General features: G+C 72.1%; 24 protein-coding genes. 5 read left to right on the forward strand and 19 right to left on the reverse strand.

The window, feature by feature from the left end:
* Positions 1 to 116: 116 nt before the first annotated feature.
* A complete protein-coding gene (locus HS048_RS25180) occupies positions 117 to 962 on the forward strand; it encodes a peptidylprolyl isomerase (RefSeq protein WP_196468856.1) in 846 nt (281 codons plus the stop codon).
* A gap of 48 nt (positions 963 to 1,010) precedes the next feature.
* Complete coding sequence (locus tag HS048_RS25185) at positions 1,011 to 2,261, forward strand: DUF349 domain-containing protein (RefSeq protein ID WP_196468857.1); 1,251 nt, start codon at positions 1,011 to 1,013, stop codon at positions 2,259 to 2,261.
* Between the two features lie 183 nt (positions 2,262 to 2,444).
* Here HS048_RS25185 and HS048_RS25190 read toward each other — a convergent pair whose 3' ends face one another.
* The 18 genes from HS048_RS25190 to pgsA form a co-directional block, all read right to left on the reverse strand.
* Positions 2,445 to 4,643 carry a bifunctional (p)ppGpp synthetase/guanosine-3',5'-bis(diphosphate) 3'-pyrophosphohydrolase gene (locus HS048_RS25190; RefSeq protein ID WP_191897659.1) on the reverse strand — a complete coding sequence of 733 codons (2,199 nt, stop codon included), beginning with the start codon at positions 4,641 to 4,643 and terminating at the stop codon, positions 2,445 to 2,447.
* A 237-nt stretch (positions 4,644 to 4,880) separates the two neighbouring features.
* Complete coding sequence (locus HS048_RS25195; protein ID WP_068895397.1) at positions 4,881 to 5,399, reverse strand: adenine phosphoribosyltransferase; 519 nt, start codon at positions 5,397 to 5,399, stop codon at positions 4,881 to 4,883.
* Between the two features lie 122 nt (positions 5,400 to 5,521).
* Positions 5,522 to 6,550 (reverse strand): protein translocase subunit SecF, encoded by a 1,029-nt coding sequence (gene secF, locus HS048_RS25200; protein WP_068895399.1) that lies wholly within the window; start codon positions 6,548 to 6,550, stop codon positions 5,522 to 5,524.
* The gene (gene secD / locus HS048_RS25205) at positions 6,550 to 8,310 is read right to left on the reverse strand and encodes a protein translocase subunit SecD (RefSeq protein ID WP_196468858.1); all 1,761 of its coding nucleotides are present in this window, start codon (positions 8,308 to 8,310) and stop codon (positions 6,550 to 6,552) included. The genes secF and secD overlap by 1 nt, the downstream gene beginning before the upstream one ends.
* 87 nt (positions 8,311 to 8,397) lie before the next feature.
* Complete coding sequence (gene yajC, locus HS048_RS25210) at positions 8,398 to 8,766, reverse strand: preprotein translocase subunit YajC (protein ID WP_068895402.1); 369 nt, start codon at positions 8,764 to 8,766, stop codon at positions 8,398 to 8,400.
* 353 nt (positions 8,767 to 9,119) lie between these two features.
* Positions 9,120 to 10,139: a Holliday junction branch migration DNA helicase RuvB gene (ruvB, locus tag HS048_RS25215; RefSeq protein WP_068895403.1), complete on the reverse strand. Its 1,020-nt coding sequence runs from the start codon at positions 10,137 to 10,139 to the stop codon at positions 9,120 to 9,122.
* A gap of 16 nt (positions 10,140 to 10,155) precedes the next feature.
* Positions 10,156 to 10,776, reverse strand: coding sequence for a Holliday junction branch migration protein RuvA (gene ruvA, locus HS048_RS25220; RefSeq protein WP_068895404.1), 621 nt, complete (start codon positions 10,774 to 10,776; stop codon positions 10,156 to 10,158).
* Positions 10,773 to 11,360, reverse strand: coding sequence for a crossover junction endodeoxyribonuclease RuvC (gene ruvC, locus HS048_RS25225; protein WP_068896094.1), 588 nt, complete (start codon positions 11,358 to 11,360; stop codon positions 10,773 to 10,775). The genes ruvA and ruvC overlap by 4 nt, the downstream gene beginning before the upstream one ends.
* Positions 11,361 to 11,563: 203 nt before the next feature.
* The gene (locus HS048_RS25230; protein ID WP_307832625.1) at positions 11,564 to 12,892 is read right to left on the reverse strand and encodes a cation:proton antiporter; all 1,329 of its coding nucleotides are present in this window, start codon (positions 12,890 to 12,892) and stop codon (positions 11,564 to 11,566) included.
* A 57-nt stretch (positions 12,893 to 12,949) separates the two neighbouring features.
* On the reverse strand, positions 12,950 to 13,702 hold the full coding sequence (locus HS048_RS25235) for a YebC/PmpR family DNA-binding transcriptional regulator (RefSeq protein ID WP_068895406.1): 753 nt from the start codon (positions 13,700 to 13,702) through the stop codon (positions 12,950 to 12,952).
* A 3-nt stretch (positions 13,703 to 13,705) separates the two neighbouring features.
* Complete coding sequence (gene pdxT / locus HS048_RS25240) at positions 13,706 to 14,293, reverse strand: pyridoxal 5'-phosphate synthase glutaminase subunit PdxT (protein WP_068895407.1); 588 nt, start codon at positions 14,291 to 14,293, stop codon at positions 13,706 to 13,708.
* Positions 14,294 to 14,478: 185 nt separating this feature from the next.
* Positions 14,479 to 16,158: an alkaline phosphatase gene (locus HS048_RS25245; protein ID WP_196468860.1), complete on the reverse strand. Its 1,680-nt coding sequence runs from the start codon at positions 16,156 to 16,158 to the stop codon at positions 14,479 to 14,481.
* A gap of 142 nt (positions 16,159 to 16,300) precedes the next feature.
* Entirely contained in the window at positions 16,301 to 17,215 is a 915-nt protein-coding gene (gene pdxS / locus HS048_RS25250; protein WP_189239364.1) for a pyridoxal 5'-phosphate synthase lyase subunit PdxS, read from the reverse strand.
* Between the two features lie 186 nt (positions 17,216 to 17,401).
* Entirely contained in the window at positions 17,402 to 18,421 is a 1,020-nt protein-coding gene (locus HS048_RS25255) for a DUF3048 domain-containing protein (RefSeq protein WP_374058793.1), read from the reverse strand.
* Between the two features lie 141 nt (positions 18,422 to 18,562).
* Positions 18,563 to 19,102: a hypothetical protein gene (locus tag HS048_RS25260; protein ID WP_068895412.1), complete on the reverse strand. Its 540-nt coding sequence runs from the start codon at positions 19,100 to 19,102 to the stop codon at positions 18,563 to 18,565.
* Entirely contained in the window at positions 19,099 to 20,226 is a 1,128-nt protein-coding gene (locus tag HS048_RS25265) for a glycosyltransferase family 4 protein (RefSeq protein WP_068895414.1), read from the reverse strand. The genes HS048_RS25260 and HS048_RS25265 overlap by 4 nt, the downstream gene beginning before the upstream one ends.
* Positions 20,223 to 21,209 (reverse strand): phosphatidylinositol mannoside acyltransferase, encoded by a 987-nt coding sequence (locus HS048_RS25270; protein ID WP_196468861.1) that lies wholly within the window; start codon positions 21,207 to 21,209, stop codon positions 20,223 to 20,225. Before HS048_RS25270 ends, HS048_RS25265 begins: the two co-directional genes overlap by 4 nt.
* Before the next feature lie 12 nt (positions 21,210 to 21,221).
* The gene (gene pgsA / locus HS048_RS25275; RefSeq protein WP_068896099.1) at positions 21,222 to 21,839 is read right to left on the reverse strand and encodes a phosphatidylinositol phosphate synthase; all 618 of its coding nucleotides are present in this window, start codon (positions 21,837 to 21,839) and stop codon (positions 21,222 to 21,224) included.
* A gap of 237 nt (positions 21,840 to 22,076) precedes the next feature.
* Here pgsA and HS048_RS25280 point away from each other — a divergent pair, with 237 nt between their 5' ends.
* The 3 genes from HS048_RS25280 (at position 22,077) to HS048_RS39190 (ending at position 26,096) form a co-directional block, all read left to right on the forward strand.
* Complete coding sequence (locus HS048_RS25280) at positions 22,077 to 24,206, forward strand: elongation factor G-like protein EF-G2 (RefSeq protein ID WP_068895416.1); 2,130 nt, start codon at positions 22,077 to 22,079, stop codon at positions 24,204 to 24,206.
* 128 nt (positions 24,207 to 24,334) lie between these two features.
* Complete coding sequence (locus tag HS048_RS25285) at positions 24,335 to 25,930, forward strand: glycoside hydrolase family 10 protein (RefSeq protein WP_196468862.1); 1,596 nt, start codon at positions 24,335 to 24,337, stop codon at positions 25,928 to 25,930.
* A 67-nt stretch (positions 25,931 to 25,997) separates the two neighbouring features.
* Entirely contained in the window at positions 25,998 to 26,096 is a 99-nt protein-coding gene (locus HS048_RS39190) for a helix-turn-helix domain-containing protein (protein ID WP_084008087.1), read from the forward strand.
* A 37-nt stretch (positions 26,097 to 26,133) separates the two neighbouring features.
* On the opposite strand, the gene HS048_RS25295 is transcribed toward HS048_RS39190, so the two are convergent.
* On the reverse strand, positions 26,134 to 26,808 hold the full coding sequence (locus tag HS048_RS25295; protein ID WP_196468863.1) for a winged helix-turn-helix domain-containing protein: 675 nt from the start codon (positions 26,806 to 26,808) through the stop codon (positions 26,134 to 26,136).
* Positions 26,809 to 26,850: the final 42 nt, after the last annotated feature.

Here is a 26,850-nt window from a genome sequence, read left to right on the forward strand (position 1 = left end):
GGAATGTAACCGAAGGGTACCGGTGAGGGTCTGCGGGCTGCGAATCATGACCCTCCGGCCGATACGATTCGCCCACCTCGATATCTGAACACTCCGGCACCCGGGAGGGCGAAGCGGTGAGCGGCAAGGACCGCCAGAAGCAACTGGCTCGCGAGCACTACGAGCGGCAGATGCAGCGACGTGCGGAGCGCGAGGCCAGGGCCAAGCGAATGACGATCATCGGGAGCAGCGTGGCCACCGTGGTGGTCGTGGGCGCCGTCGTCGCCGCGACCGTCCTGCTCGGGGGCGAGGACCCCGCCACCACCTCGGCGAGCGCGGAGCCCTCCGCGTCGGCGAGCGCGGCCGCCGCCGAGCCCAAGGCCTTCGACCCGGCCACCGGCACCTGCGGCTACGTCGCCTCCCCGGGCGGCACGGTCAAGGACGTCGGCACTCCCCCGGCCAAGGTGGACACCTCCCCCAAGACGATGACCCTCGCCACCAACCGGGGCGACATCGTCATCGAGCTGGACGCCGCGAAGACCCCCTGCACGGTCGGCTCCTTCGCCTTCCTCGCGGAGAAGGGCTACTTCGACGGGACCAGGTGCCACCGCCTGGGCTCCGCGCAGTTCCCGGTCCTGCAGTGCGGCGACCCGCTGGCCAAGGCCGACGGCAAGAACCCCACCGACGGCCAGGGCGGCCCCGGATACCGCTTCGTGGACGAGAACCTCACCGGCGCCAAGTACACCCGCGGCGTGGTCGCCATGGCCAACAGCGGCCCCGACACCAACGGCAGCCAGTTCTTCATCGTGTACGGCGACGCCGAGCTGGGCCCGAACTACACGCCGTTCGGTACGGTTACCAAGGGCCTGGAGATCGTCGACAAGGTCAACAAGGGCGGCGTCATCACTCCGGGAGCCGACGGCACCGGAGCCCCGAAGGAAACCGTTGAGATCAAAGACGTGACAATGTCATCCAAGAGCTGACGTAATACAACCAAACAGAATCCGGGGCCGACGGTCCTGGGAGGGCTGATGAAAGTGCGGGAGGACACGGTGAGCACCGACCCGTGGGGCCGGGTAGACGACGACGGCACCGTCTACGTGCGTACGGCTGAGGGAGAGCGGGCCGTCGGGTCCTGGCAGGCCGGCGAACCGGAGGAGGCGCTCGCCTACTTCCGCCGCAAGTTCGACGAGCTGGCCGGGCAGGTCACGCTGCTGGAGCAGCGGGTCCGCGGCACGGACCTGGCCCCCGCCCAGGCCGAGGCGACGGTCGCGAAGCTCCGCGAGTCCATCACCGACGCCCATGCCGTCGGTGACCTGGACTCGCTGCTGAAGCGGCTGGACGCCCTCACCGAACTGGTGGGGCAGCGCCGGGAGGAGGTCAAGGCCGCCCGTGAGGTGGCCCGCGCCGAGGCCAAGGCCGTCAAGGAGCGGATCGTCGCCGAGGCGGAGAGCGTGGCGGAGTCCACCACCCACTGGAAGACGGGCGGCGAGCGCCTGCGTCAGCTGGTGGAGGAGTGGAAGGCCGCCGAGCGGATCGACCGGGTCACCGAGGCGGCGCTGTGGAAGCGCCTGTCGGCCGCCCGTACGGCCTTCGCCAAGCGCCGCAAGGTCTACTTCGCGGGGCTGGACGAGCAGCGCGAGGGCATCCGCTCCACCAAGGAGCGGATCGTCGCCGAGGCGGAGGCCCTGGCCTCCTCCACCGACTGGGGCGCCACCGCGTCGGCCTACCGCGAGCTGATGCGGCAGTGGAAGACGGCGGGCCGGGCCTCCCGCGAGGTCGAGGACGAGCTCTGGAACCGGTTCAAGGCCGCCCAGGACCAGTTCTTCCAGGCCCGCTCCGCGGTCTTCGCCGAGCGGGACGCCTCGTTCGCGGCCAACGCCGAGGTCAAGGAGCGGCTCCTGACCGAGGCCGAGCGGATCCTCCCGGTCACCGACGCCCGCGCCGCCCGGGCCGCCCTGCGCGGAATCCTGGAGCGCTGGGAGGAGGCCGGTCCCGTCCCGCGCGAACAGCGCGACCGGCTGGAGGGCGGGTTGCGCAAGGTCGACGACGCGGTCCGCAAGGCCGAGGAGGCGGAGTGGAAGCGCTCCAACCCCGAGGCCCGCGCCCGCGCCCAGAACACGGTGGACCAGCTCCGCAAGTCCATCGAGCAGCTGGAGGCCCGCCTGGCCAAGGCCTCGGCCGCGGGCAGGGACAAGGACGTCAAGGACGCGGAGGAGGCGCTGACCGCCCGCCGCTCCTGGCTGGAGGAGGCCGAGCGGACGCTCGCCGAGTTCTCCTGACCGGCTGAACCCGACCGGGGGCGCGTCCTGCGGCAGGACGCGCCCCCGGTCCGGCTGCTTCCGGCCCGGAAGGACCAGGATGGGAAGGGCCCGGCCCTCTCCGCTCCCGGCGAACCGCTCGCCGGGACCCGGCCCCCCTGCGGAGCCGTCCGTCGCGGCCCGGCCCTCGGCAGGAGCCGCCCGTCAGGAACCGGCGCCGCTCACCCGGTAGACGTCGTAGACGCCCTGGATGTTGCGGACGGCCTTCAGGACGTGGCCCAGGTGCTTGGGGTCACCCATCTCGAAGGTGAACTTGCTGATCGCGACCCGGTCGCGGGAGGTCGTCACCGACGCCGACAGGATGTTCACGTGCTGGTCGGACAGGGTCCGGGTGACGTCCGACAGCAGGCGGGGCCGGTCCAGCGCCTCCACCTGGATGGCGACGAGGAAGACCGAGTCGTCCCCGGGCGACCAGGCGACCTGCACCAGCCGGTCCGGCTCGGACCTGAGCTGCTCCACGTTGGGGCAGTTGCTGCGGTGCACCGAGACGCCGTGCCCGCGGGTGACGAAGCCGACGATCTCGTCCCCGGGGACCGGGGTGCAGCAGCGCGAGAGCCGTACCCACACGTCGGAGTCGCCGGCCACCACCACGCCCGCGCCGCCGCCGCCGGCCCGGGGGCGGCCGCGCAGCTTCGTCGGGACCGCCGCCTCGGCGATGTCCTCCTCGGCGCCCTCCACTCCCCCGATGGACTGCACCAGCTTCTGCACGACCGTCTGGGCGGCCGTGTGGCCCTCTCCGACGGCCGCGTAGAGCGAGGAGACGTCCGGGTAGCGCAGCTCCCTGGCGAGCGTCAGCAGGGACTCTCCGGACATCAGGCGCTGCAGCGGCAGCCCCTGCTTGCGCATGGCGCGGCCGATGGCCTCCTTGCCCGCCTCGATCGCGGTCTCGCGGCGCTCCTTGGAGAACCACTGGCGGATCTTGTTGCGGGCCCGGCCGGACTTGACGAACTTCAGCCAGTCGCGGGACGGGCCCGCGTCGGGCGACTTGGAGGTGAAGATCTCGACGGTGTCGCCGTTGCTCAGCCGGGACTCCAGCGGCACCAGCCGGCCGTTGACCCGGGCGCCGATGCAGCGGTGGCCGACCTCGGTGTGCACGGCGTAGGCGAAGTCGACCGGCGTCGCGCCCTCCGGCAGGGCCATGACCTGGCCCCGGGGGGTGAAGACGTAGACCTCGGAGACCGACAGGTCGAAGCGGAGCGACTCCAGGAACTCGCCCGGGTCGGCGGTCTCCTTCTGCCAGTCCAGGAGCTGGCGGAGCCAGGCCATGTCGCCGGCGCTCTTCAGCTTCGCCCCCGCGGGCCCGGAGGAGTTCATCTCCTCCTTGTACTTCCAGTGCGCGGCGACGCCGTACTCGGAGCGGTGGTGCATGGCGTGCGTGCGGATCTGCAGCTCCACCGGCTTGCCCTCGGGACCGATCACCGTGGTGTGCAGCGACTGGTACATGTTGAACTTGGGCATCGCGATGTAGTCCTTGAACCGGCCGGGCACCGGGTTCCACCGCGCGTGGATCGTTCCGAGGGCGGCATAGCAGTCGCGGACCGTGTCCACCAGCACCCGGATGCCGACCAGGTCGTAGATGTCGTCGAAGGCGACGTCGCGCGCGATCATCTTCTGGTAGACCGAGTAGTAGTGCTTGGGCCGGCCCTTGACCACCGCGCGGATCTTCGCCTCCCGCAGGTCGGCGAAGACCTTCTCGATGACCTCCTGCAGGAACAGGTCCCTGCGCGGGGCCCGCTCCGACACCATCCGGGCGATCTCGTCGTAGCGCTTGGGGTAGAGCATGGCGAACGCGAGGTCCTCCAGCTCCCACTTGATGGTGTTCATCCCCAGCCGGTGGGCGAGCGGCGCGAAGATCTCCAGTGTCTCGCGGGACTTCTGCTGCCGCTTGTGCTCCGGCAGGTAGCGCATGGTGCGCATGTTGTGCAGCCGGTCGGCGAGCTTGATGATCAGCACCCGGATGTCGCGGGACATCGCGACGACCATCTTGCGCACGGTCTCGGCCTGGGCGGCGTCACCGAACTTGACCTTGTCGAGCTTGGTCACGCCGTCGACCAGCAGCGCGATGTTGTCGCCGAAGTCGGTGCGGAGCTCGTCCAGGCTGTAGGCGGTGTCCTCGACGGTGTCGTGCAGCAGCGCCGCGCAGAGCGTCTCGTCGTCGGTGCCCAGCTCGGCCAGGATCGTCGCCACGGCCAGCGGGTGGGTGATGTACGGATCGCCGCTCTTGCGCTTCTGATCGCGGTGGTGGTAGGCGGCCACGTCGTAGGCCCGCTCGATCAGCCGCAGGTCCGCCTTCGGATGGGTCGCGCGGACCGTCCGGAACAGCGGTTCAAGAACCGGGTTCATGGCGCCACCCCATTGCCCCCCAAAGCGGGCGAGCCTCCGCCGCACCGCCGGTTTCTCCTCGGTGGCTCCGGACATGGCGGAGCCGGCATCGACTGCCGGGACGGCCATCTCGGAACCGCCTTCGTCGGCGGTCACGTCGGGCACGACCACATCACGGGGCACTCAGACTCCTCACGTTCGAGTCCAGATCCCTCAGTGTATCCAGACCTGCACGGGTACTTCCCCCGGCGGGGTGGATCAGACGACCACGAGGGGGTGCACTTCCACCCCGTCGAGCCGCTCCCGCCCCTTGAGGAAGGCCAGTTCCATCAGTACGGCGACGGCCACGACCTCGGCTCCCGTCCTGCGGACCAGTTCCACCGTCGCGCGCGCCGTGCCCCCGGTGGCGAGCACGTCGTCGACGATGAGGACCCGGTCGCCCGGGGCGAACGCGTCCCGGTGGACCTCGACGACCGCGGAGCCGTACTCCAGATCGTAGGACGCCTCGAAGGTCTCGGCGGGCAGTTTGCCCTTCTTGCGCACCGGAACGAACCCGGCTCGGGCCTTGTAGGCCGCCGGGGCGCCCAGGATGAAGCCCCGCGCCTCGATTCCGACGATCTTGTCCACCTCGTGCAGCCCCGCCAGCTCGTCCGTCACCGCGGCGAACGCCCCGGGGTCGGCGAGCAGCGGGGTGATGTCCTTGAACATCACCCCGGGCTGCGGGTAGTCGGGCACGTCGCGGATCCGGTCCAGGATCAGCCGGCTCAGGTCACTCATGATCCACCCCTGCGGGAAAGACGCCGCCGGCGAAAGGGACGCCGGCGAGAACGAGGAGAAAACGGGGAGAAAACGCCTCCGCCCCCCGCGGACGGGGGGCGGAGGCGCGGTCTCGTACCGGTCTACTTCTTCTTGCGCTTCTCGCCGCCGGAGCCGGTGGCGGCTCCGGCCGGCACCGGCTGGCGCGCGGCCTTGGCGCCGGCCCCCGCGCCCGTGGCGGCGAGCCTGCGGGCGATCGCCTGGTAGCGCGGCTCGCGCTCCTTGAGCGTCACCAGCAGCGGCGTCGCCACGCACAGCGAGGAGTAGGTGCCGACGATCATGCCGACGAACAGCGCCAGCGACAGGTCCTTGAGCGTGCCCGCGCCGAACAGCGTGGTGCCGATGAACAGGATGGCCGCCACCGGCAGGATCGCCACCAGGGTGGTGTTCAGCGAGCGGATCAGCGTGTGGTTCAGCGCGTCGTTGGCGGCCTGCGTGTAGGTGACCTTCGAGGTCGTGCCGAGCTTGGCGGTGACCTCCTTGATCATGTCGAACACGACGACCGCGTCGTAGAGCGAGTAGCCGAGGATCGTCAGGAAGCCCAGCAGGGTCGCCGGGGTGACCTCGAACTGGGACCACGCGTAGACGCCCGCAGTGATCACCAGGTCGTGGAGCAGCGCCACGATGGCGGCCAGCGCCATCTTCCACTCGAAGGCCATCGTCAGGTACAGGATGATCGCCAGCATGAAGACGATCAGGCCGATGACGGCCTTGTCGGCGACCTGGCCGCCCCACGTGGCGCCGATCACCTGGAGGGTGACGTCGTTCTGGCTGAGACCGAAGTCACCGGCGACGGTCTTCTGGAGCTCGGTCACCTGCTCGGCGGGGAGGCTCTCGGTGGTGACCCGCCAGCCGCTGTTGGTCTGCTGGACGATGGGGTGCACCCCGGCGTCGCCGAAGGTCTCGCGGACCTGTTCGATGCTCGCCGTCGGCGCCTTGAAGGAGAACACCGACCCGCCCTTGAACTCCACGCCCAGTTTCAGGCCGTTGATGACCAGGCCGGCGATGGAGATGATCAGCAGGACGGCGGACAGGCCGTACCAGAGCTTCTGCTTGCCGACGAAGTCGACGTTGATCTCGCCCCGGTACAGGCGGCTTACGAGGCCGGCCATCATGCCTCCTGCGGAACGGTGGTGGAGCCGGCGGACGGTCCGATGCTCATGCGCTCGGCGTCCAGGCCGGAGAGCGGGTGGCCCTTGGCGAAGAACTTGAGGCGCGCCAGCATGGCGACGAACGGCTTGGTGAACATGAACACCACGACGATGTCGATGAGGGTGGTCAGGCCCATCGCGAACGCGAACCCGGCCACGCCGCCGACCGCCAGGAAGTACAGCACCACGGCGGCGATGAACATGACGGCGTCGGCGATCAGGATCGTGCGCCGGGCGCGGACCCAGGCGACCTCGACGGCCGAGCGCAGGCTGCGCCGGCCCTCCTTCATCTCGTCGCGGATCCGTTCGAAGTAGACGATGAACGAGTCCGCGGTGATGCCGATCGAGACGATCAGGCCGATGATGTGCGGGAGCGAGAGGCGGAAGCCCGCGAAGTGGCCGAGCAGCACCACCGACTGGTAGGTCAGCACCGACGCGACCACGAGGCTCAGCACCGAGACGGCGCCCAGTCCGCGGTAGTAGATCATCGAGTAGACCACCACGAGGCCGAGGCCGATCGCGCCGGCGATGAGGCCGCCGCGCAGCTGGTCGGCGCCGAGGGTGGAGGAGACCTCCTCGATCGAGCTCTTCTCGAACTTCAGCGGCAGCGCGCCGTACTTGAGCTGGTTGGCCAGCTCGGTGGCGGTCACCTGGGTGAAGCTGCCGGAGATCTGCGCGCGGCCGCCGGTGATGGGCTCCTGGATGACCGGCGCGGAGATGACCACGCCGTCCAGGACCATGGCGACCTGGTTGCGCGGGGCCTCGGAGTTGAAGGCGGTGGTGGTGACCTTGGACCACTGGTCCGGCCCCGAGCCCTTGAAGGAGAGCTGGACGAGCCACTCGCCGGTGCTCGGCTCCACGCCCGAGGTGGCGCTGTCGATGGCGGTGCCGGTCACGGCCGCCTTCTCCAGCACGTACTTGGCGCTGCCGTCCTGGTCGCAGGCGACGAACTGCTTGTTCGGGTCGTCCTGGGCGCCCTGGCCCTTGTCCTTCTTGGAGCAGTCGAGCTCCTGGAACTGCTTGAGCACCGCCGGGTCGATGCCGGCGGTGTCGACGCCCGCCAGCGGGTCCTCGGGAGCGGCGCTCCCGCTCGGCGCGGCCGACGGGGCGGCCGACGGGGTCGCCTCGCCCTTCGCGGAGCCGGTCGCCTTGCCGGTCGGCTCGGCCTTCTCCGGCGCGGCCGAGGCGGCGGGGGTGGCGGCCGGGCTCGGGTTGGTCAGCGCCTCCGACAGGCCGCGCCCCGCGGGGGAGCCGCTCGGGCTCGGCTCGGCGGTCACCGACGGCTTCGGCGTGCTCTTGCCCGTGGCCGTGGGCGAGCCCGACGGGGCCGGGGTCGGCGTCGGCGCCTGGGTGGACATCTCACCCGGGGGCTGGGGCGACCCGGCCGCGATCGCCAGCACCTGGCGGAACCTCAGCTCGGCGGTCGTGCCGACCAGCTTGACGACCTCCTCCTGGCCTGCGCCCGGAACGGAGATGACGATGTTGTCGCCGGCGCTGGCCACCTCGGCGTCGGAGATGCCGCTGCCGTTCACCCGGTCGCGGATGATGTTCACGGCCAGATTCAGGCTCTCCTCGGAGGGAGCGCCGCCGTTCGGCGTGATGGGCGACAGCGTCACTGTCGTGCCGCCGGCGAGGTCGAGGCCGTATTCGGGGGTGTACGCCCTGTTGAGGAACATCACCCCGCCCATGGCGAGAATGATCGCCAGAAGCAGCAGGAGCATGCGTCCCGGTCTGCTCTGGCCGCTGGTCGGTCGGGCCACTGGTCGTCAGTTCTTTCGGCTATAGGGGATGTTGGCGGTGAGCTCTGCTCAGGACTTCTTGGGGGTCGAGTCCTGGTTGTCACCCTGCTGCTCGGCGGTCTCCACCACGTCGCCGTCGTCGACCGCGACGTCGTCCTTGACGCCCTCGGCGTCGTCCACCGGGGTCAGCACACGTCCGATGGCGGCCTTGACCCAGCGGGTCTCGACGCCGGGCGCGATCTCCAGGATCACGTCGTCCGCGTCGATGCCCACGACGGTCGCGAACAGACCGGTCGTGGTCATGACCCGCGTCCCCGGCGTCAGGGAGTTCTGCATCTGGACCTGCTCCTGCTGCCGCTTGCGCTGCGGGCGGATGAGCAGGAAGTAGAACACCACGACCATCAGAGCGATCATGATGAGGCTTGAGTAGTCGCCCATGGGGCCGCTCCTCCACTTGAGAATGACCGGCCTGGCGCCGGACGTCCGTATACGGCCACGCCGCTCAGCACGTCAGCCTACACAGCCAGCCAAGCCACGGAGTTTAGGCGAGCTGTTAGAAGCGCGGCAACGAGGTCACGATCCGGTACACGGGGAAGTTCCCGTTTCGAGACCCTTGTCATCGATCCGTGATCAACTCCGTACGGCTCCATCACCGGGAGCGGACGACCTCGCCACTGGAGAACAACGCCGCGGCTCCGCCTGCTCTTCCGCGGGCTCCGCATCCGGCGCGGCCGGGAGCGGCCGCGCCGCGTCCCGCGCGGACGGCACGGCCCGCCCGCGCGGCAGGCGGCTCAGGCTCCGAACGCGTCCGGCGGCGGGATCAGCCCCAGGTGGTGCCAGGCCGCGGCCGTCGCCACCCGGCCGCGGGGGGTGCGGGCCAGCAGGCCCTGCCGTACCAGGAACGGCTCGGCGACCACCTCGACCGTCTCCGGCTCCTCCCCCACCGCGACCGCCAGGGTGGACAGCCCGACCGGGCCCCCGCCGAACCTGCGCAGCAGCACGTCCAGCACCGCCCGGTCCAGCCGGTCGAGTCCTTCGGCGTCGACCTCGTAGAGGTTCAGCGCGGCCGCGGCGACCTCCCGGGTGATCACTCCTTCGGCGCGGACCTCGGCGAAGTCGCGCACCCGGCGCAGCAGCCGGTTGGCGATGCGGGGCGTGCCCCGCGAACGCCCCGCGATCTCGCGCGCCGCGTCCTCCGGCAGCTCCAGTCCGAGCAGCCGCGACGAGCGGTGCAGCACCTGCTCCAGCTCTGCGGCCTCGTAGAAGTCCATGTGCGCGACGAAGCCGAACCGGTCGCGCAGCGGCGCGGGCAGCAGCCCGGCCCGGGTGGTGGCCCCGACCAGGGTGAAGGGCGCGATCTCCAGCGGGATCGCGGTGGCGCCCGGCCCCTTGCCCACCACGATGTCGACCCGGAAGTCCTCCATCGCGAGGTAGAGCATCTCCTCCGCCGGGCGGGCCATCCGGTGGATCTCGTCGATGAACAGGACCTCGCCCTCCGACAGCGTCGAGAGGATCGCCGCCAGGTCGCCCGCCCGCTCCAGCGCCGGTCCGGAGGTGATGCGGAGCGGCACCCCCAGCTCGGTCGCGATGATCATCGAGAGGGTCGTCTTGCCGAGCCCCGGCGAGCCGCTCATCAGCACGTGGTCGGGCGCCCGCCCGCGGCGCAGCGCACTGTGCAGCACCAGCGAGAGCTGCTCGCGCACCCGCGCCTGGCCGATGAACTCGTCCAGCCGCTTGGGCCGCAGCGCGGCCTCGATCAGCCGCTCGTCGCCCTCGGCCTCCGGCGACACCAGATCCCGGTCGGAACTCACGTCGGACCACCCTCGCTCATCGCACACTCAGGGCGCGCAGCGCCGCCTTCAGCAACGCCGCGACCTGGGGGACGCGGCCCGCGGCCACGTCGGCGTCGGCCTGCGGGCTCACCACGGCGACCGCCTCGTCGGCGTCCTTGGCGGAGTATCCCAGCCCGATCAGCCCCGAGTGGACCTGGTCGCGCCAGGCCGGCGCGGCGGCGTGGCCGTTGAGGGCGGCGCTGACGGCCTCCTCCGGGGTGCCCAGCTTGTCCTTGAGGTCGACGATGATCCGCTGGGCGCCCTTGGGGCCCACGCCCGGCACCCGGGTCAGCGCCTTGACGTCGGCCGCGGCCACGGCCACCCTGAGCGCGTTGGGCGTGTGCACCGCCAGCATGGCCAGCGCCACCTTGGGGCCGACGCCGCTCGCGGCCTGCAGCATCTCGAAGACGCCGCGCTCGTCGTCGTCGGCGAAGCCGAACAGCGTGAGGGAGTCCTCGCGGACCACCAGCGAGGTGGCCAGGGCGGCCTCCTCCCCCACCCGCAGCGTCGCGAGCGTGCCCGGGGTGCAGTGCACCAGCACGCCCACGCCGCCGACCTCGACCACGGCCCTGTCATGCGCGAGCGAGGCCACCCGGCCCCGCACCGAGGCGATCACTTCGCGGTTCCTCTCGAGTGTCCGGCGCGGCCCCGGCCGCGGAAATAGGCCGCCGCGGTCGTGCCGGGGCCGGTCTGCGTCCTGGCCAGCGCCTCGGCCAGGCGGCTCTGCGCGCCGCCCCGCCAGACGTGGCAGATGGCGAGGGCGAGGGCGTCGGCGGCGTCGGCGGGCTTGGGCATCGCGTCGAGCCGCAGCAGCCTGGTCACCATGGTGCCGACCTGCTGCTTGCCGGCCGTGCCGCTGCCGGTGATGGCGGCCTTGACCTCCGACGGGGTGTGCAGCGCCACGGGGATGCCCCGCCGCGAGGCGCACAGGATCGCGACGGCCGAGGCCTGCGCCGTGCCCATCACGGTCCGGAGGTTGTGCTGGGCGAAGACCCGCTCCACGGCCACGGCGTCCGGCTCCAGCTCGTCGAGCCACTGCTCGATGCCGGCCTCGACGGCCACCAGGCGGGCGCCGATCTCCTCGTCGGCCGCCGTGCGCACGACCCCGACCTTCACCAGGTTCAGCGGCGCGCCGGGACGCCCCTCCACGGCCCCGAGCCCGCACCGGGTCAGTCCCGGATCGACCCCCATCACCCGCAGCTCGGGCAGACGCACCGACACTCCTCCCACCCGCCGAACACCTGTTCGGTGCCCGACTCTACCGCCTGGCCGCGCCCCGCGCACGGAGCCCGTGGTAAGGGCCCCGCCCCATCGGGGATCCGCGGGCCGGGACCGGCCGCCGCCCCGTTCCCGGGCCGGTCACCACTCCGTTACCGGTCTGCGGGGACCCGGCGCAGGACCGCTCACAGGTGCTGGGCCGCGGCCTCCTTCTCGTCGCCCTCGGCCGCCCTCTCCCGCAGCCGGTCCAGCCGGGCCATCACCGGCGTCGCCGTGACGCCGTGCAGCACCAGCGAGACCAGCACGGTGAAGGCCACCACCGCCCACAGCTCCTCTGCGGGCACGCCGAAGTCGGCGTGCCCGAGCGCGTAGGCGAGGTAGTACAGCGAGCCGATGCCCCGGATGCCGAAGAAAGCGATCACGCCGCCCTCGCGCGGCCCCGCCCGGCCCCGCAGCCCGGCCAGCCAGCCGGTCAGCGGCCGGACCACCAGCAGCAGCGCCAGCCCGGCCACCGCCCCCTGCCAGGTGAGCGCGGACAGGCCCCCGGTCGCGACGAACCCGCCGAGCAGCAGGATCAGCCAGGCGGTGAGCAGCCGCTCGACCTGCTCGATGAACCCGTGCAGGACGCCGTTGTAACCGTGGGTGCGCTCGGCGGCCCTGATCGTGCAGGCGGTCACGAACACCGCGATGAAGCCGTACCCGCCCGCCAGTTCGGTGACGCCGTACGCCAGGAACGTCGCGGCCAGCGCGACGAAGCCGTCCCGGTGCTCGGCCAGCCGCAGGTCCGACACCTTGGCGCGGAAGAACAGGCGGCCGAGCAGCGTGCCGGCCGCCAGACCGCCCGCCGCGCCCACCGCGCCCTTGTAGAGCACGTCGACCAGGACCCACTCGCCGGCCCACCCGGCGCCTCCCCCGGCGAGGGCCAGGGAGATCGCGGCGTAGACGAACGGGAAGGCCAGCCCGTCGTTGAGGCCGGCCTCGGAGGTGAGGGTGAAGCGCACCTCGTCGTCGGCCTTCTCCGAGTCGACCGGCTCGCCGACCTGCACGTCGGAGGCGAGCACCGGGTCGGTCGGCGAGAGCACCGCGCCGAGCAGGAGGGCCGCGGCCCACGGCCAGTCCAGCAGCCCGTGCAGGACCAGCGCGACCGCCGCCACGCTCAGCGGCATCGTCCAGGCCAGCAGCCGCCAGGTGGACCCCCACCTGCGCCACCCGAAGGGCCGGTTGATCGCCAGCCCCGCGCCCATCAGCGAGATGATCACGCAGGTCTCGGTGGTGTGCTCGACGAAGGCCCGGTGCGCCACCGGATCGGGGTCGGGCAGGTCGAGCGGGAGGAGGTAGAGGAGCACCCCGCCCACCAGGCACGCCAGCGGCAGCGAGAAGGGACGCCGCCGGAGCACGCGCGGAAGCACGGCCGCCAGCAGGGCGCCGACGCCCGCCAGTGCGAAGACCAGATCCGAGTTCACCATGGTCCAGCCGGAGTACCCGTACAGCCGGGGGCAAACCTCGCAGAACACAGGAAGAGCGTCGGAAACGGAGAGCGCCCCTCCGGAGAGCGGAGGGGCGCCGGGCGGTCAGGCCTCGAGTTTCTCCATGACCTCGTCGGAGACGTCGAAGTTGGCCCACACGTTCTGCACGTCGTCGCTGTCCTCGAGCGCGTCGATCAGCCGGAAGACCTTGCGCGCGCCCTCCTCGTCCAGCGCGACGTTCATCGTCGGCATGAAGCTCGACTCCGCCGAGTCGTAGTCGATCCCGGCGTCCTGCAGGGCCTTGCGCACCGGGACGAGGTCACCGGCCTCGGAGACGACCTCGTAGCTGTCGCCCAGGTCGTTGACCTCCTCGGCGCCCGCGTCGAGGACCGCCGTCAGCACGTCGTCCTCCGACAGCCCGCCCTTGGGGACGATCACGACGCCCTTGCGGTTGAACATGTAGGACACCGAGCCGGGGTCGGCCAGGGAGCCGCCGTTGCGGGTCAGCGCGACCCTGACCTCGGAGGCGGCGCGGTTGCGGTTGTCGGTGAGGCACTCGATCAGCACCGCGACGCCGCCGGGGGCGTAGCCCTCGTACATGATGGTCTGCCAGTCGGCGCCGCCCGCCTCCAGGCCGCCGCCGCGCTTGCGCGCGCGCTCGATGTTGTCGATCGGGACGGAGCTCTTGCGCGCCTTGGTGATGGCGTCGTACAGCGTCGGGTTGCCGTCCGGGTCGGGACCACCGGTCCGGGCGGCGACCTCGATGTTCTTGATGAGCTTGGCGAACAGCTTGCCCCGCTTGGAGTCAAGCGCGGCCTTCTTGTGCTTCGTCGTCGCCCATTTGGAGTGGCCGGACATCGCCTAGAACTCCCTCACCATTTCAGCAAAGTACGAATGCACGCCGGCGTCCCCGGTCAGCTCCGGATGGAAGGACGTGGCGAGCAGCGGCCCCTGGCGGACCGCGACGATCCTATCCCCAGGTTCGGCCCGGGCCAGCACCTCCACCGAGGAACCGACGGATTCGACCCAGGGCGCGCGGATGAACACCGCGCGCAGCGGGCCGCGGCCGGCGAAGTCGAGGTCGGCCTCGAAGGAGTCGACCTGGCGGCCGAAGGCGTTGCGGCGGACGGTCATGTCGATGCCGCCGAAGGTCTGCTGGCCTGCGGCGCCGTCCTCGATCCGGTCGGCCAGCATGATCATCCCGGCGCAGGACCCGTAGACGGGCATGCCGCCCGCGATGCGCGCCCGGACGGGCTCGAGCATGTCGAACGTGACCGCGAGCTTCCACATGGTCGTGGACTCTCCCCCGGGGACGACCAGCGCGTCGACGGTCTCCAGCTCACCGGGGCGCCGTACGGTCACCGCCTTCGCACCCGCCTCCTCCAGCGCGTGCACGTGCTCGCGCACGTCTCCTTGGAGGGCGAGCACACCGATCGTGGGCACAGGCATCCTTTCGTCCGGCTCGTCTGGTTCGCTCTACGAGCGTAACCGCTGCCGTCCGATGTGCCGTCCGATGCGCCGTCCGATGTGCCGCGTGATGCGCCCGCCCGCACGGGCGCGCCCGTGCGATGCGCCGCCGGGCCCGCCCGGCCGGGTCCGGCGGCGCGGTTCCCGGTGCGGGGGCCGGGCGGGCGTCAGGGGCGCAGGGTCTCCCGGTCCACGGTCTCCCGGATCAGATCGGTCTCCGGCGTCCTGGCCGCCGAGGGGTCGAGCGGGCGCAGGTAGGTCCGCCGGAGCCCCGGGATACCGTCCTCGATCACGAACGTCGCCCTGGTGTGCACCGCCGCGCCCGCCCGGGTGACGCGGGGCACGACCTTGAAGTCCGCGGTGAGCGACTCCCGCTCGATCCGGGTGAGCACGTAGCCGCGCTGGTCGTTGTGGAACCTCAGATGGGGGTTGATCGACAGGAACGGGTGGGCGGCCGGGTCGGCGTCCCGGCCGTCGCCACCCGAGCTGATCGAGGAGACGGCCAGCTCGGAGCCGACCGTGCGGGCCGCCGGGTCGTCGTAGTCGAGTTTGAGGTCGCTCGCCCAGTGGGCGTGCACGTCCCCGGTGAGCACGACCGGGTTGCGCACCCCGGCGTCCACCCACCCTTGGGTGATCCGCCGCCGGGAGGCCACGTAGCCGTCCCAGGCGTCCTGGTTGGTGATCTTCGCGGGTCCGGCGTCGCTGTCGCGCTGGGCGAAGAAGACCTGCTGGCCGATGACGTCCCACCGCGCCCGCGACCGGCGGAAGCCCTCCAGCAGCCAGCGCTCCTGCTCGTCCCCGGTGATCGAGCGGGCCGGGTCGGCGGCCTCCGGGCAGTCGCGGTAGCCGTCGCCGCACCCCTGGTCGCTGCGGTACTGCCGGGTGTCGAGCAGGTGGAAGACGGCCAGCCGCCCCCAGCGGATCCGCCGGTAGAGCTGCATGTCGACGCCGCGCGGGACCGACCGGCGGCGCAGCGGCATGTTCTCGTAGTAGGCCCGGAAGGCGGCCTCCCGGCGGGCGGGGAAGCCCGGTTGCGGGACCTCCGGTTTCTCCGGCACCTCGCCGGCCCAGTTGTTGTCCAGCTCGTGGTCGTCCCAGACGACCAGCCAGGGCGCCGCGGCGTGCGCCGCCTGCAGGTCGGGGTCGGTCTTGTACTGGGCGTGCCGCTGCCGGTAGCCCGCCAGGGTCTCGGTCTCCGGCCCCTCGTGGTGGCGGACGTTGCCGCCCGGGGCGGTGTAGGTGTCGCGCCGGTACTCGTACAGGTAGTCACCCAGGTGCAGGACGAGGTCGGGGCGGTCCTCGGCCAGGCGCCGGTAGGCGGTGAAGTGGCCGTGCTCGTACTGCGCGCAGGAGGCGAAGGCCATCGCCAGGCCCGGGCCGTACGACAGCGGGTGCGGGGCGGTCCTGGCCCGGCCCGTCGGCGAGAGGTGGGAGCCGGTCCTGAAGCGGTACCAGTAGTCGCGGCCCGGGGCCAGCCGGTCGAGTTCGACGTGCACGCTGTGGCCCAGTTCGGGGCGCGCCGTGGCCACCCCGTGCCGCAGGAGCCGGCGGCCCGCCTCGTCGCCGTAGACCTGCCAGTGCACGGTGAAGGGCCGGGCGGGCATGCCGCCCGCGCCGTCCTCGGCCAGCGGCCGCGGCGCCAGCCGCGTCCAGATCACGAAGCCCCCGGAGTCGGGGTCCCCCGAGGCCACCCCGAGGGTGAAGGGGTCGGAGCGCAGCTCCCTCGAGCCCGCGGACGCCCCGGCGGGGCCCGGCCCCGGACCGGCGTGCGCGGCGGCTCGCAGGCCGGCCGAGGCGCCGGCGGCGAGGCCCGTGACGAGGAAGGATCGTCGGCTCAACTGGGACATGGGGGGATCCTGCCGGGACGGGCGGGCGCGGGCCCGGGCCGCCTCGCGGAGGACCACGGCAAAAGGGGGAACTCCTCAGATCACGAAAAAGGCGGCACCCTTCACGGATGCCGCCCTTGACGGAGCCTTTTGCCGGAACGGACTACCAGCCGCGCTCGGCCAGGCGGTGCGGGACCGGGATGTCGTCGACGTTGATGCCGACCATGGCCTCGCCCAGGCCGCGGGAGACCTTGGCGACGACGTCCGGGTCGTCGTGGAACGTGGTGGCCTTGACGATGGCGGCGGCGCGCTGGGCCGGGTTGCCGGACTTGAAGATGCCCGAGCCGACGAACACGCCCTCGGCGCCGAGCTGCATCATCATCGCGGCGTCGGCGGGGGTGGCGATGCCGCCCGCGGTGAACAGCACGACGGGCAGCTTGCCGGTCCTGGCGACCTCGGCCACCAGTTCGTAAGGAGCCTGCAGCTCCTTGGCCGCGACGTAGAGCTCGTCCTCGGGCAGGGAGGAGAGCCGCCTGAGCTCGCCGCGGATCGTGCGCATGTGGGTGACGGCGTTGGAGACGTCGCCGGTGCCGGCCTCGCCCTTGGAGCGGATCATGGCCGCGCCCTCGGTGATGCGGCGCAGCGCCTCGCCGAGGTTGGTCGCGCCGCAGACGAAGGGCACGGTGAACTGCCACTTGTCGATGTGGTTGGCGTAGTCGGCGGGGGTGAGCACCTCGGACTCGTCGATGTAGTCGACGCCCAGCGACTGCAGGACCTGGGCCTCGACGAAGTGGCCGATGCGGGCCTTGGCCATGACGGGGATCGAGACGGCCTCGATGATGCCGTCGATCATGTCGGGGTCGCTCATCCGGGAGACGCCGCCCTGCGCGCGGATGTCGGCGGGGACGCGCTCCAGCGCCATGACGGCGACGGCGCCCGCGTCCTCGGCGATCTTGGCCTGCTCGGCGTTGACGACGTCCATGATGACGCCGCCCTTGAGCATCTCGGCCATGCCGCGCTTCACCCGGGCGGTTCCGGTGATGGCGGTCTCGGTGACTTCGGGCGTGCTGCTGGACACGGTCTCTACCTCACGACGACTGGGGTTGCTGCGGACACGGGCCGCCCGCGGGCGGCCACCACACGCTTCATCGTAGGCGCTGGCCCGCGTGTTCTCCCACACCACCCTGTCGCACTCCGGCGCCCGGCTTGGACACCCTGTACGGCTCGCCCCGCCGACGGGCGCGGACGGGCGCCGCCGGGCGCGTCAGGGGGTGACCGGCCTGGGCGCGGCGAGGACGATCCAGACCTGGCCGGGGGCGAAGTTCATCGGCTCGCCGCTCTCGGTGGTGAAGACCGTGCCGTCCTCCTCCTTCGCCCGGCTCCACCGCGCCTTGAACGCCTTGCCGTCGCGCAGGACGACCGCCCTGCCCTTGCCGGTGGTGTGGACCAGGGGGGTGTAGCTCTGGTTCTTGTCGTGGAACTGCGAGCGCTCGGTCCTGGTGTACTGCACGACGATCGTGGGGGCGCCGAGCTGGCCGCCCTCGGCCGCCATGTCCTTCTCGCCGTCCTGCCAGATCAGCCACTTGCCGGCCTTCTCCGACCAGCCGAAGGTGAACCGGGCGGCGGGGTATCTCACGCTGTAGGTCTTGCGGGGCGTCCCGCCCTCGGCCGGGGCGTCGCCGAAGGTGAGGCCGATGTCGGAGGCCCTGCTCGCCTTGGGCGCCGCGGCCAGCAGCTTCCTGGTGTCGGCGAACAGGTTGTAGGGGGCGTAGCGGCCGGGCTGGCGGAAGTAGGCCCCCGGGGCGCGGCTGTCGGAGACGTCGAACAGCGAGGCCTCGGCGATGAACGGGAGCATCTTGGTCTGCGCGCCGGAATAGGCGAAGGCGGGCCTGCCGAACTGCGGGGCGAGGTGCAGGTCGGAGATCCGGGCGCTGCGCACGGGGCCGATCTTGGCGGGGATCTTCGAGGAGAAGACCGCGATCAGCCGGGTCAGCCCGGCCTCGACCTGGGTGACGTAGACGATGTCGGCGCTCTTGAGGCCGAGCTGGGGCTTGCCCGCCGAGGTGTTCTCGATCTTCGCGGTGAGGACCGGCCTGCGGGCCGCGCCGGGCAGCCCGGTGAAGGGGTGGGTCGGCTCCGGGGTCGGGGTCGGGGTCGGAGAGGCGACGGCCGCCTGGGGGTTCCTGCCCGGAGCGGGCTCGTCGGACGAGCAGGCCGCGGCCGGCGCCACGACGGCCGCTCCGGCCAGGGCGACGGCGATCATCCGGGGTAGCCGCACGGTCATCTCCTCAACTGGGCCAGAAATCCCCAAGAGCTTACCGGCGCCCGACTTGTCGGGTGTTCCGCTTCATATAGCGATTTCATGTAGGCAGCCTGGGAGTCCCCGGCGGCGGGAACCGGCCCTGGAAGCCGCCCCGGGAGCCGCTCACTCCGCCGCCAGGACCGGCGGCGGGGCGTCGTCGATCTCGAAGAAGTCCGGGTAGGCGGTGTGCCCGGCCAGCCGGAGTGTGCGGGCCAGCCAGCGGCGCTGGGCCGCCCGCGTCACGCCGACCGCGTTGTTGTAGAAGCGCCGGGCGTAGACGACCTTGGTCACCGCGGCGTCGAGCTCCTGCAGCAGCTCCGGGCCCGCCGGGGTCTCGGCCAGCTTCTCCCGGAAGCGCTCCTGGTCGAGCACCGCCCGCAGCGCCCGCGACAGCTCGCTCTCGGCGTGCTCGCGCTCCTCCGGCCCCGCCGTGCGGGCCTCGTGGGCGGCGGCGGCCAGCACCAGGCTCGTCGCCGGGTCCAGGATCCGGGAGGCGGCCAGCTCCAGGCAGACGGCGGCCCGCCGTACCAGGGCGGCGTCCATGGACTCGCGGGCCAGCTCCAGCCGGATGTGCAGCCGGTCCAGCCGGCCCGCCCGCCAGGAGACGTAGACGGCGGTGAGCACCACGATCACGCCCACCACCAGGATCGTCGTGGTCGTCACGGCGCGTCGTCCTCCTCGACCCCGGCCGGGACCGCCACCGTCTCGTAGACGCGGGCGACGTCGCGGGCGACCGTGGACCAGTCGTACTTCCACACGGCGGTGCGCGCCTCGTCCGACAGCTTGGCGCGGCGGGCCGGGTCGTCCAGCAGCGCGGCGGCCTCGCGCGCGAGCGAGGCGGCGTTCCCCGTCTCGAACAGCGCTCCCGCCTGGCCCTCGTCGAGGACCTTGCGGAAGGCCGGGATGTCGCTGGCCAGGATCGCCGCCCCGGCCGACATCGCCTCGGTGAGCACGATGCCGAAGCTCTCCCCGCCCAGGTTGGGCGCGCAGAAGACGTCGACCGAGTGGTAGGCGCGGACCTTGTCCTCCTCGCTGACCATGCCCAGCAGCTCGACCCGGTCGTGGAACTCGGCGGGGACCCGCTCCAGCACCTCGTCGGCGTCGCCGGGGCCGGCGATGAGCAGGCGCAGCTCCGGCCGCCGGGGCGCCAGCAGCGCGAACGCCTCCAGCAGCACGGGCAGGCCCTTGCGGGGTTCGTCCATCCGGCCGAGGAAGCCGATCACCTCGCCGCCCGCCGCGCGCGGCAGCGGCTCGGCCTCGGTGTAGCGGCGGACCGTCACCCCGTTGGGGATCAGTACGGCGTCGCCGCCGATGAACTCCACCAGGGTCTTTCTGGCCGCGTCCGACACGGCGATCCTGGCGCTGATCTTCTCCAGCGCGCTCATGATCACCGGGGTGGCGACGGAGAAGGCCCGCGAGCGCCCGTAGGAGGCGTGGAAGGTCGCCACGATGGGCCCCTTCGCCACCCAGCAGGCCAGCAGGCCGACCGAGGGGATGAACGGCTCGTGCACGTGCAGGACGTCGAAGCTGCCGTCGCGCACCCAGCGGCGCACCCGGTTCGCCGACAGGAAGCCGAACGACATCCGCGCCACCGACCCGTTGAAGGAGACCGGGACCGGGCGGCCCACCGAGGTGACGTAGCCGGGCAGCCCGTCGTCGTCGGCGGCCGGGGCGATCACCGAGACCTGGTGGCCCTCCTCCATGAGCGCCTCGGCGAGGTCGCGGATGTGCACCTGGACCCCGCCCGGCACGTCCCAGGCGTAGGGGCAGACGATGCCGATCCTCATGCGCGGGGCTCCAGGTCCTCGAGCCAGAGGCGCTGGAGCATGTGCCAGTCCTGGGGGTGCGCGGAGATGCCCCGCTCGAAGACGGCCGCCAGGCTCTGCATGGCCGCGGCGGTCCGCTCCTGGCGGGTGCCCTCCTCGGGGATCGCGATCTCCTCGTGGATGTCCAGGCCCCAGTCGCGCCCGTGGAAGTAGGGGATGGCGGGCAGCAGCGCGGCGCCGGTGTGCACGGCCAGCAGGCCGGGCCCGGCGGGCATCCGGGTGGCGGAGCCGAAGAAGGAGACCTCGATCCCCCTGGCGGTCAGGTCGCGCTCGGCGGGCAGCGCGACCGCCCGGCCGGCCCGCAGCCGCTGCGCCAGCGTGCCGAAGTTCTGGCCGTCGCCGCCGGTCAGCGGGAGCACCTCCATGCCGAGGCCCTCGCGGAAGGCGGTGTAGCGGCGGAACAGCGACTCGGGCCGGAGCCGCTCGGCGACGGTCGTGAACGTGTGCCCCGAACCGACGAGCCAGGCCCCCGCCTGGTCCCAGTTGCCCATGTGCGGCAGCGCGAGCACCACGCCGCGCCCCTTGTCGAGGTTCTCGAAGATCCGCTCCGCGCCGCTGACGTGGGTGCGGGCGACGATCTCCGCCTTCGGCACGGACGGCAGCCGGAAGACCTCGTGGAAGTAGCGGAAGTAGGAGCGCATGCCCTCGCGGCTCAGCGCCCGGACGGCCGGGTCGTCGGGGGAGGTGCCCCGGACCCGGGCGAGGTTCGCCTCCAGCCGGCGCACCGAGGAGCCCCGCCGCCGCCACAGCCGGTCGGCCGCGGCGTCGAAGGCCCGGCCGGTCAGCCGCTCGGGCAGGTGCGGCACGAGCGCCCAGCCCGCACCGAACCCGGCCGCGACCAGGCGGTCCTGCAGGGACGGCTGGGACGGCTGGGACGACCGGGACGACCGGGACGGCTGGGGGGCCGCGGCGGGCGCCGCGGGCGGGGACGGCTTGTCGGTCATCGCTCTTTCCGATCAGCGGAGGGTCTGGGGCGGGAGGGAGACGGCCTGGCGGCGGACGTGGACCAGTCGCTGGCCGACCGTCACCGCGCTGGCCGCGGCGAGCAGCCAGAGCCCCGCGGCCAGGACGTACGGCACGCCGAGGCCGGACAGACCGGCCGAGACCAGGCCCACCACCAGTCGTTCGGGCCGCTCGGCCAGGCCGACGTCGCAGTTCAGGCCCAGGCCCTCCGCCCTGGCCTTGACATAGGAGACCAGCGTTCCGGCCACCAGGCAGAACAGGGCGACCCCGGCCAGCGGCCGCTGGCCGCTCAGCGCGAGCCAGACCGCCAGCCCCGAGAAGATCGCGGCGTCGCCCACCCGGTCGAGGGTCGAGTCGAGGAAGGCCCCCCAGGTGCTGCCCGGCCCGGTCATCCTGGCCATGACCCCGTCGAGGAGGTCGGCGAAGACGAAGAACGTGATCACCATCGTGCCCGCGAAGAGCTGGCCCCGCGGGTAGAAGAACAGCGCCGCGGCGACCGTGCCGAGCGTGCCGGCCGCGGTGACCGCGTCGGGACCGACCCCCCGGCGGACGAGTGCCCTGCCCAGCGGGGTCAGGACTCGGGTGACGGCGGGGCGCAGAAGTTTCAACATCGCGTTCCGATCGTAGGCCACCGGGCTCCGCGGCGCGTATCCGAAGCCCGGCGGGCCGATTGGGCGAGCCCCCTTGTGATATCCGCCACATGGGTATTTGGTGAACACACCGCGTCATTGAGGGTCGCCGGGGCTCCTGAGCCCCCCGGCGACCCGGCGGTATCCGGACGCGGAGGCGGACCCCCAGGGTGCGGCCGCGCGCGACCGCCCCCTTTCGGCAGCGACACGGGAGGCGACATGGCGGAGAAATCGACCGGCGCATCGGGAGCCGCGGGCAGGGCGCCCGCGGCCGACCGGCCGGACATGGTGCGCAACGTCGTGCTGGTCGGCCATTCGGGAGCGGGCAAGACGACGCTGGTCGAGTCGCTCCTGGTCGCGACGGGGACCATCCAGCGGCCCGGCCGGGTCGAGGACGGCACCACGGTCAGCGACTTCGACGAGGTCGAGATACGGCAGCAGCGCTCGGTGAACCTCACCGTCGCCCCGATGCTCCACGACGGCGTGAAGATCAACCTGCTGGACACCCCCGGCTACGCCGACTTCGTCGGAGACCTGCGCGCGGGCCTGCGCGCGGCCGACGCGGCCCTGTTCGTCGTCCCGGCCACCGACGGCGTGGACGGCCTGACCCGGATGCTGTGGGAGGAGTGCGCGGCGGTCGGCATGCCCCGCGCCGTCGTCATCACCAAGATCGACCACCAGCGGGCCGACTTCGCCGAGGCCCTCGCCGCCTGCCAGGACGCGTTCGGTGACGGCGTGGCCCCGCTGTACCTGCCGGTGGTGACCAACGGCAGGGTCAACGGCCTGATCGGGCTGCTGACGCAGCGGTTCTACAACTACGCCACCGGCACCCGGACCGAGAACGCCCCCGGCCCCGACTACCAGGACCAGATCGACCGGTACCGCGGCGCCCTGATCGAGGGGATCATCCAGGAGAGCGAGGACGAGTCCCTGATGGACCGCTACCTCTCCGGCGAGGAGATCGACGTCAAGGTCCTCGTCGGCGACCTGGAGAAGGCCGTCGCGCGCGGCGGCTTCTACCCCGTCCTGGCCACCGGGACCGGCGTGGGCGCGGCGGAGGTCCTCCAGCTCGTCACGCAGGGCTTCCCCTCCCCCCTGGAGCACCCGCTGCCGGAGATCACCACGATCGACGGCAAGCCGGTGGCCGGCATCGCGTGCGACCCCGACGGCCCCCTGGTGGCCGAGGTCGTCAAGACCACCAGCGACCCCTACGTGGGCCGGATCAGCCTGGTGCGCGTGTTCTCCGGGACGCTGCGCCCGGACGCGACCGTGCACGTCTCCGGGCACGGCCTGGCCGACCACGGGCACGAGGACCACGACGTGGACGAGCGCCTCGGCGCGCTCTCCTGCCCGCTGGGCAAGCACCAGCGCCCCGCCGCGAAGGGCATCGCGGGCGACGTCGTCGCGGTGGCCAAGCTGGCCCGCGCCGAGACCGGCGACACCCTGTCCGACAAGGACCGCCCGCTGCTGATGACCGCGTGGACGATGCCCGACCCCCTGCTCCCGGTCGCGATCCAGGCCCGCTCCAAGGCCGACGACGACAAGCTCGGCCAGGCCCTCGGCCGCCTCGTCGCCGAGGACCCCACACTCCGCCTGGAGAACAACCCCGAGACCAAGCAGCTCGTCCTGTGGTGCATGGGCGAGGCCCACGCCGACGTCCTGCTGGACCGGCTGAGCAGGCGCCACGGCGTCGAGGTGGAGAAGGTCGGCCTGCGGGTGCCGCTGCGCGAGACCCTCGGAGGGAGCTGCCGGGTGGTGGGCCGCAACGTCAAGCAGACCGGCGGTCACGGCCAGTACGCCGTCTGCCACCTCGAGGTGGAGCCCCTCCCCTCGGGCTCCGGCTTCGAGTTCGTGGACAAGATCGTCGGCGGGGTGGTGCCGCGCCAGTTCATCCCGTCGGTGGAGAAGGGCGTGCGCACCCAGATGGAGCGCGGCGTGGTCGCCGGATACCCGATGGTGGACATCCGCGTCACGCTCTGCGACGGCAAGGCCCACTCGGTCGACTCCTCCGACATGGCCTTCCAGATCGCCGGCGCGCTCGCGCTGAAGGAGGCCGCCGCCAAGGTGCCCACCCTGCTGCTGGAGCCCGTCGACGAGGTCGCCGTGCTGGTCGCCGACGAGTACGTCGGCGCGGTGATGTCCGACCTGTCCTCGCGCCGCGGCCGGGTCCTGGGCACCGAGCCGGTCGGGACCGGGCGCACCCTGGTCCGGGCCGAGGTCCCGCAGCTGGAGGTGACCCGCTACGCCATCGATCTGAGATCGATGTCACACGGCACCGGGACCTTCCGGCGCTCCTTCCTCCGTTACGAGCCGCTCCCCTCCCACCTCGTCGACAAGGTGACCGCCTGACCGGTCTTCCGGGGGGCGTGACCATCCGCCTCACGCCTCCCGGAAAGGCACTCCCGTAACACAAGCATCACGAATCGATTTCTTTTTTCCGGCCGGAGCATCGCGCTCCCGATGACACACTGTGGTCCATGCGATCCGGACGACCACTGCTTGCAGCCGCCGCCCTCTCCGCCGTCACGCTCGGTGCCGCCTACACCTTCGGGCCCCAGGACGGGGCCGCCGAACAGCGGAAGGCCGCCGCCGCCCCCGGCGCGGCCTCCGAGCTCGCCACCGCCACCACCGCGGCCGCGCAGTGCCGTACCGACGCGCGATACCCCAAGCGGCAGCTGCGCGGGATCTGGATCGCCACGGTGAACAACATCGACTGGCCGGTGCGCACCGGCCAGTCGGTCGCCCGGCAGAAGGCCGACTACGTCAAGCTCCTCGACAGCGCGGCCGAGCGCCGGATCAACGCGGTCTTCCTCCAGGTCCGCCCGGCCTCCGACGCGCTCTACAGGTCGGGCCTGGAGCCGTGGTCGAAGTTCCTGACCGGTACGGCGGGCAAGGACCCGGGCTGGGACCCGATGCCCTTCCTGATCGACGAGGCCCACAAGCGCGGCATGGAGTTCCACGCCTGGTTCAACCCCTATCGCGCGGCCTACGACGCCGACGTGAGCGCGCTGCCGGCCTCCCACCCCGCCCGCGTGCACCCCGACTGGGTCGTCAAGCACGAGAGCCGCCTCTACTACAACCCCGGCCTGCCCGCGGTCCGCGAGCACGTCACCACCGTCATCAAGGACGTGGTCAGGCGCTACGACGTCGACGGCGTGCACTTCGACGACTACTTCTACCCCTACCCCGGCCGGGGTACGAGGTTCAAGGACGGCGCCGCCTTCGCCAGGTACGGCAACGGCGCGAAGCTCGCCGACTGGCGGCGCGCCAACGTCAACAAGCTGGTCGCCCAGGTGGACGCGGCCGTGCACGCGACCAAGAAGCACGTGAAGTTCGGCATCAGCCCGTTCGGCATCTGGCGCAACAAGTCCAACGACCCGGCCGGGTCGGCGACCAGCGGCATGTCCGCCTACGACTCCATCTACGCCGACGCCCGCCACTGGATCCGCAAGGGCACGGTCGACTACGTCATGCCGCAGCTGTACTGGCCGCGCGGCTTCCGGGTCGCCGACTACGACGTGCTGATGCCGTGGTGGGCGAAGCAGGTCGAGGGCACCGGCGTGCACCTGTACATCGGCCAGGCCCTCTACCGCGTCGGGACCACCGACACCCCGGCCTGGACCAAGCCCGGCGAGCTCCCCGCCCACCTGACCCGCAACCGCAAGCACCCCGAGGTCCGCGGCGACGTCTACTTCAGCGCCACCCAGGTCCGCACCAACCCGCTCGGCGCGATGGACCGGATCGCCAAGGCCCACTACTCCCGGCCCGCCCTGCTGCCCCTCATCAAGGGCCTGGGCGGCGCGGCCCCGGCCCAGCCCGCCGACGTCAGGCTCCGGGCGGCCAAGCTGTCCTGGAAGTCCTCCCCCGGGGCCCGCGCCTACGCGGTCTACCGGGTCGCCTCCGGCGGCGTGGACGCCTGCTCGGTGGCCGACGCCCGCAACCTGGTGGCGGTGGTGCCCGCGGCCTCCGGCGCGCGCCAGAGCCTGCCCGTCACCGGCGGCGGGACCTACCTCGTCTCCGCCCTGGACCGGCTGCACAACGAGAGCGCGGCCACCCGGGCGATCCTCCCCTGACGAGGGGGCGGACCGCCCTCCCCCGACGGCCGGGCGGGCCGCCCTCCCCTGGTAAAACCGGCTTGCGGTGACTCCTCCGCCCCCTGAAGGGAGCAGCAGCCTCGGCCGGATCGCGACCAAGACCGGCATCCCCAAGACGTCCCTGCATCGTTACCTGCAGGCGTAGCCCCTGCTCGGCCAGGGCCGGCACTCCGGTGCGGTGCCTAGACCGTCACCGCCAGCAGGTCACGGAACGCCTCGGTGCCCTGCGGCGTCACCTCTACCGCGCGCCCGGAGCCGACCCGCCGCAACCACTGCCGCTGCAATGCCGTGGCGCACAGGGCCGCGCCCAGCGCTCCGGCGAGATGCGGCCGACGCTCCGTCCAGTCCAGGCAGTTCCGTACCAAGGGGCGCCGGGCGCCCGGGGGCTGCTCGTATCCCAGGGCGTCGGCCAGCCATGCCCGACCTGCCGCGGTGACGGCGGTCCCGGAGTCGGTGGCGACCAGCCCTCGGGCGATCATTGCGTCTGCCAGGACCACGCCCAGCTGCCCCGCCAGATGGTCGTAGCAGGTGCGGGCGCGGGCTTCGGCGCTGAGCCGCACCGATTCGCGTAGATTCTGCGGACGCGCAGTGTCCGGAGCGTACGAGGCGAGGGCCTCGACGAGGGCGGCAGCCTCGGGGCCTGCCAGCCGGACGTAGCGGTGTCGCCCTTGGCGTTCCTCGGTCAGTACTCCTCCTTTGATGAGGAGGGAAAGCTGCTCGCTGGCGGTGGAGGGTCGCACTCCCGCATACCGGGCGAGCTCGCCCGCCGTCCAGGCACGTCCGTCAAGCAGTGCTTGGCAGAAGACCGACCTGGTGCGGTCGGCGAACAGGCCGGCGGTCTCGGCGAGCGAAGGCATGCCGCCATGATGCCGCAGGGATGGTTCGGGCGGCGCCGAACC

Origin of the sequence: Planomonospora sp. ID91781, assembly GCF_015711595.1 — a bacterium.
GTDB lineage: Bacteria > Actinomycetota > Actinomycetes > Streptosporangiales > Streptosporangiaceae > Planomonospora > Planomonospora parontospora.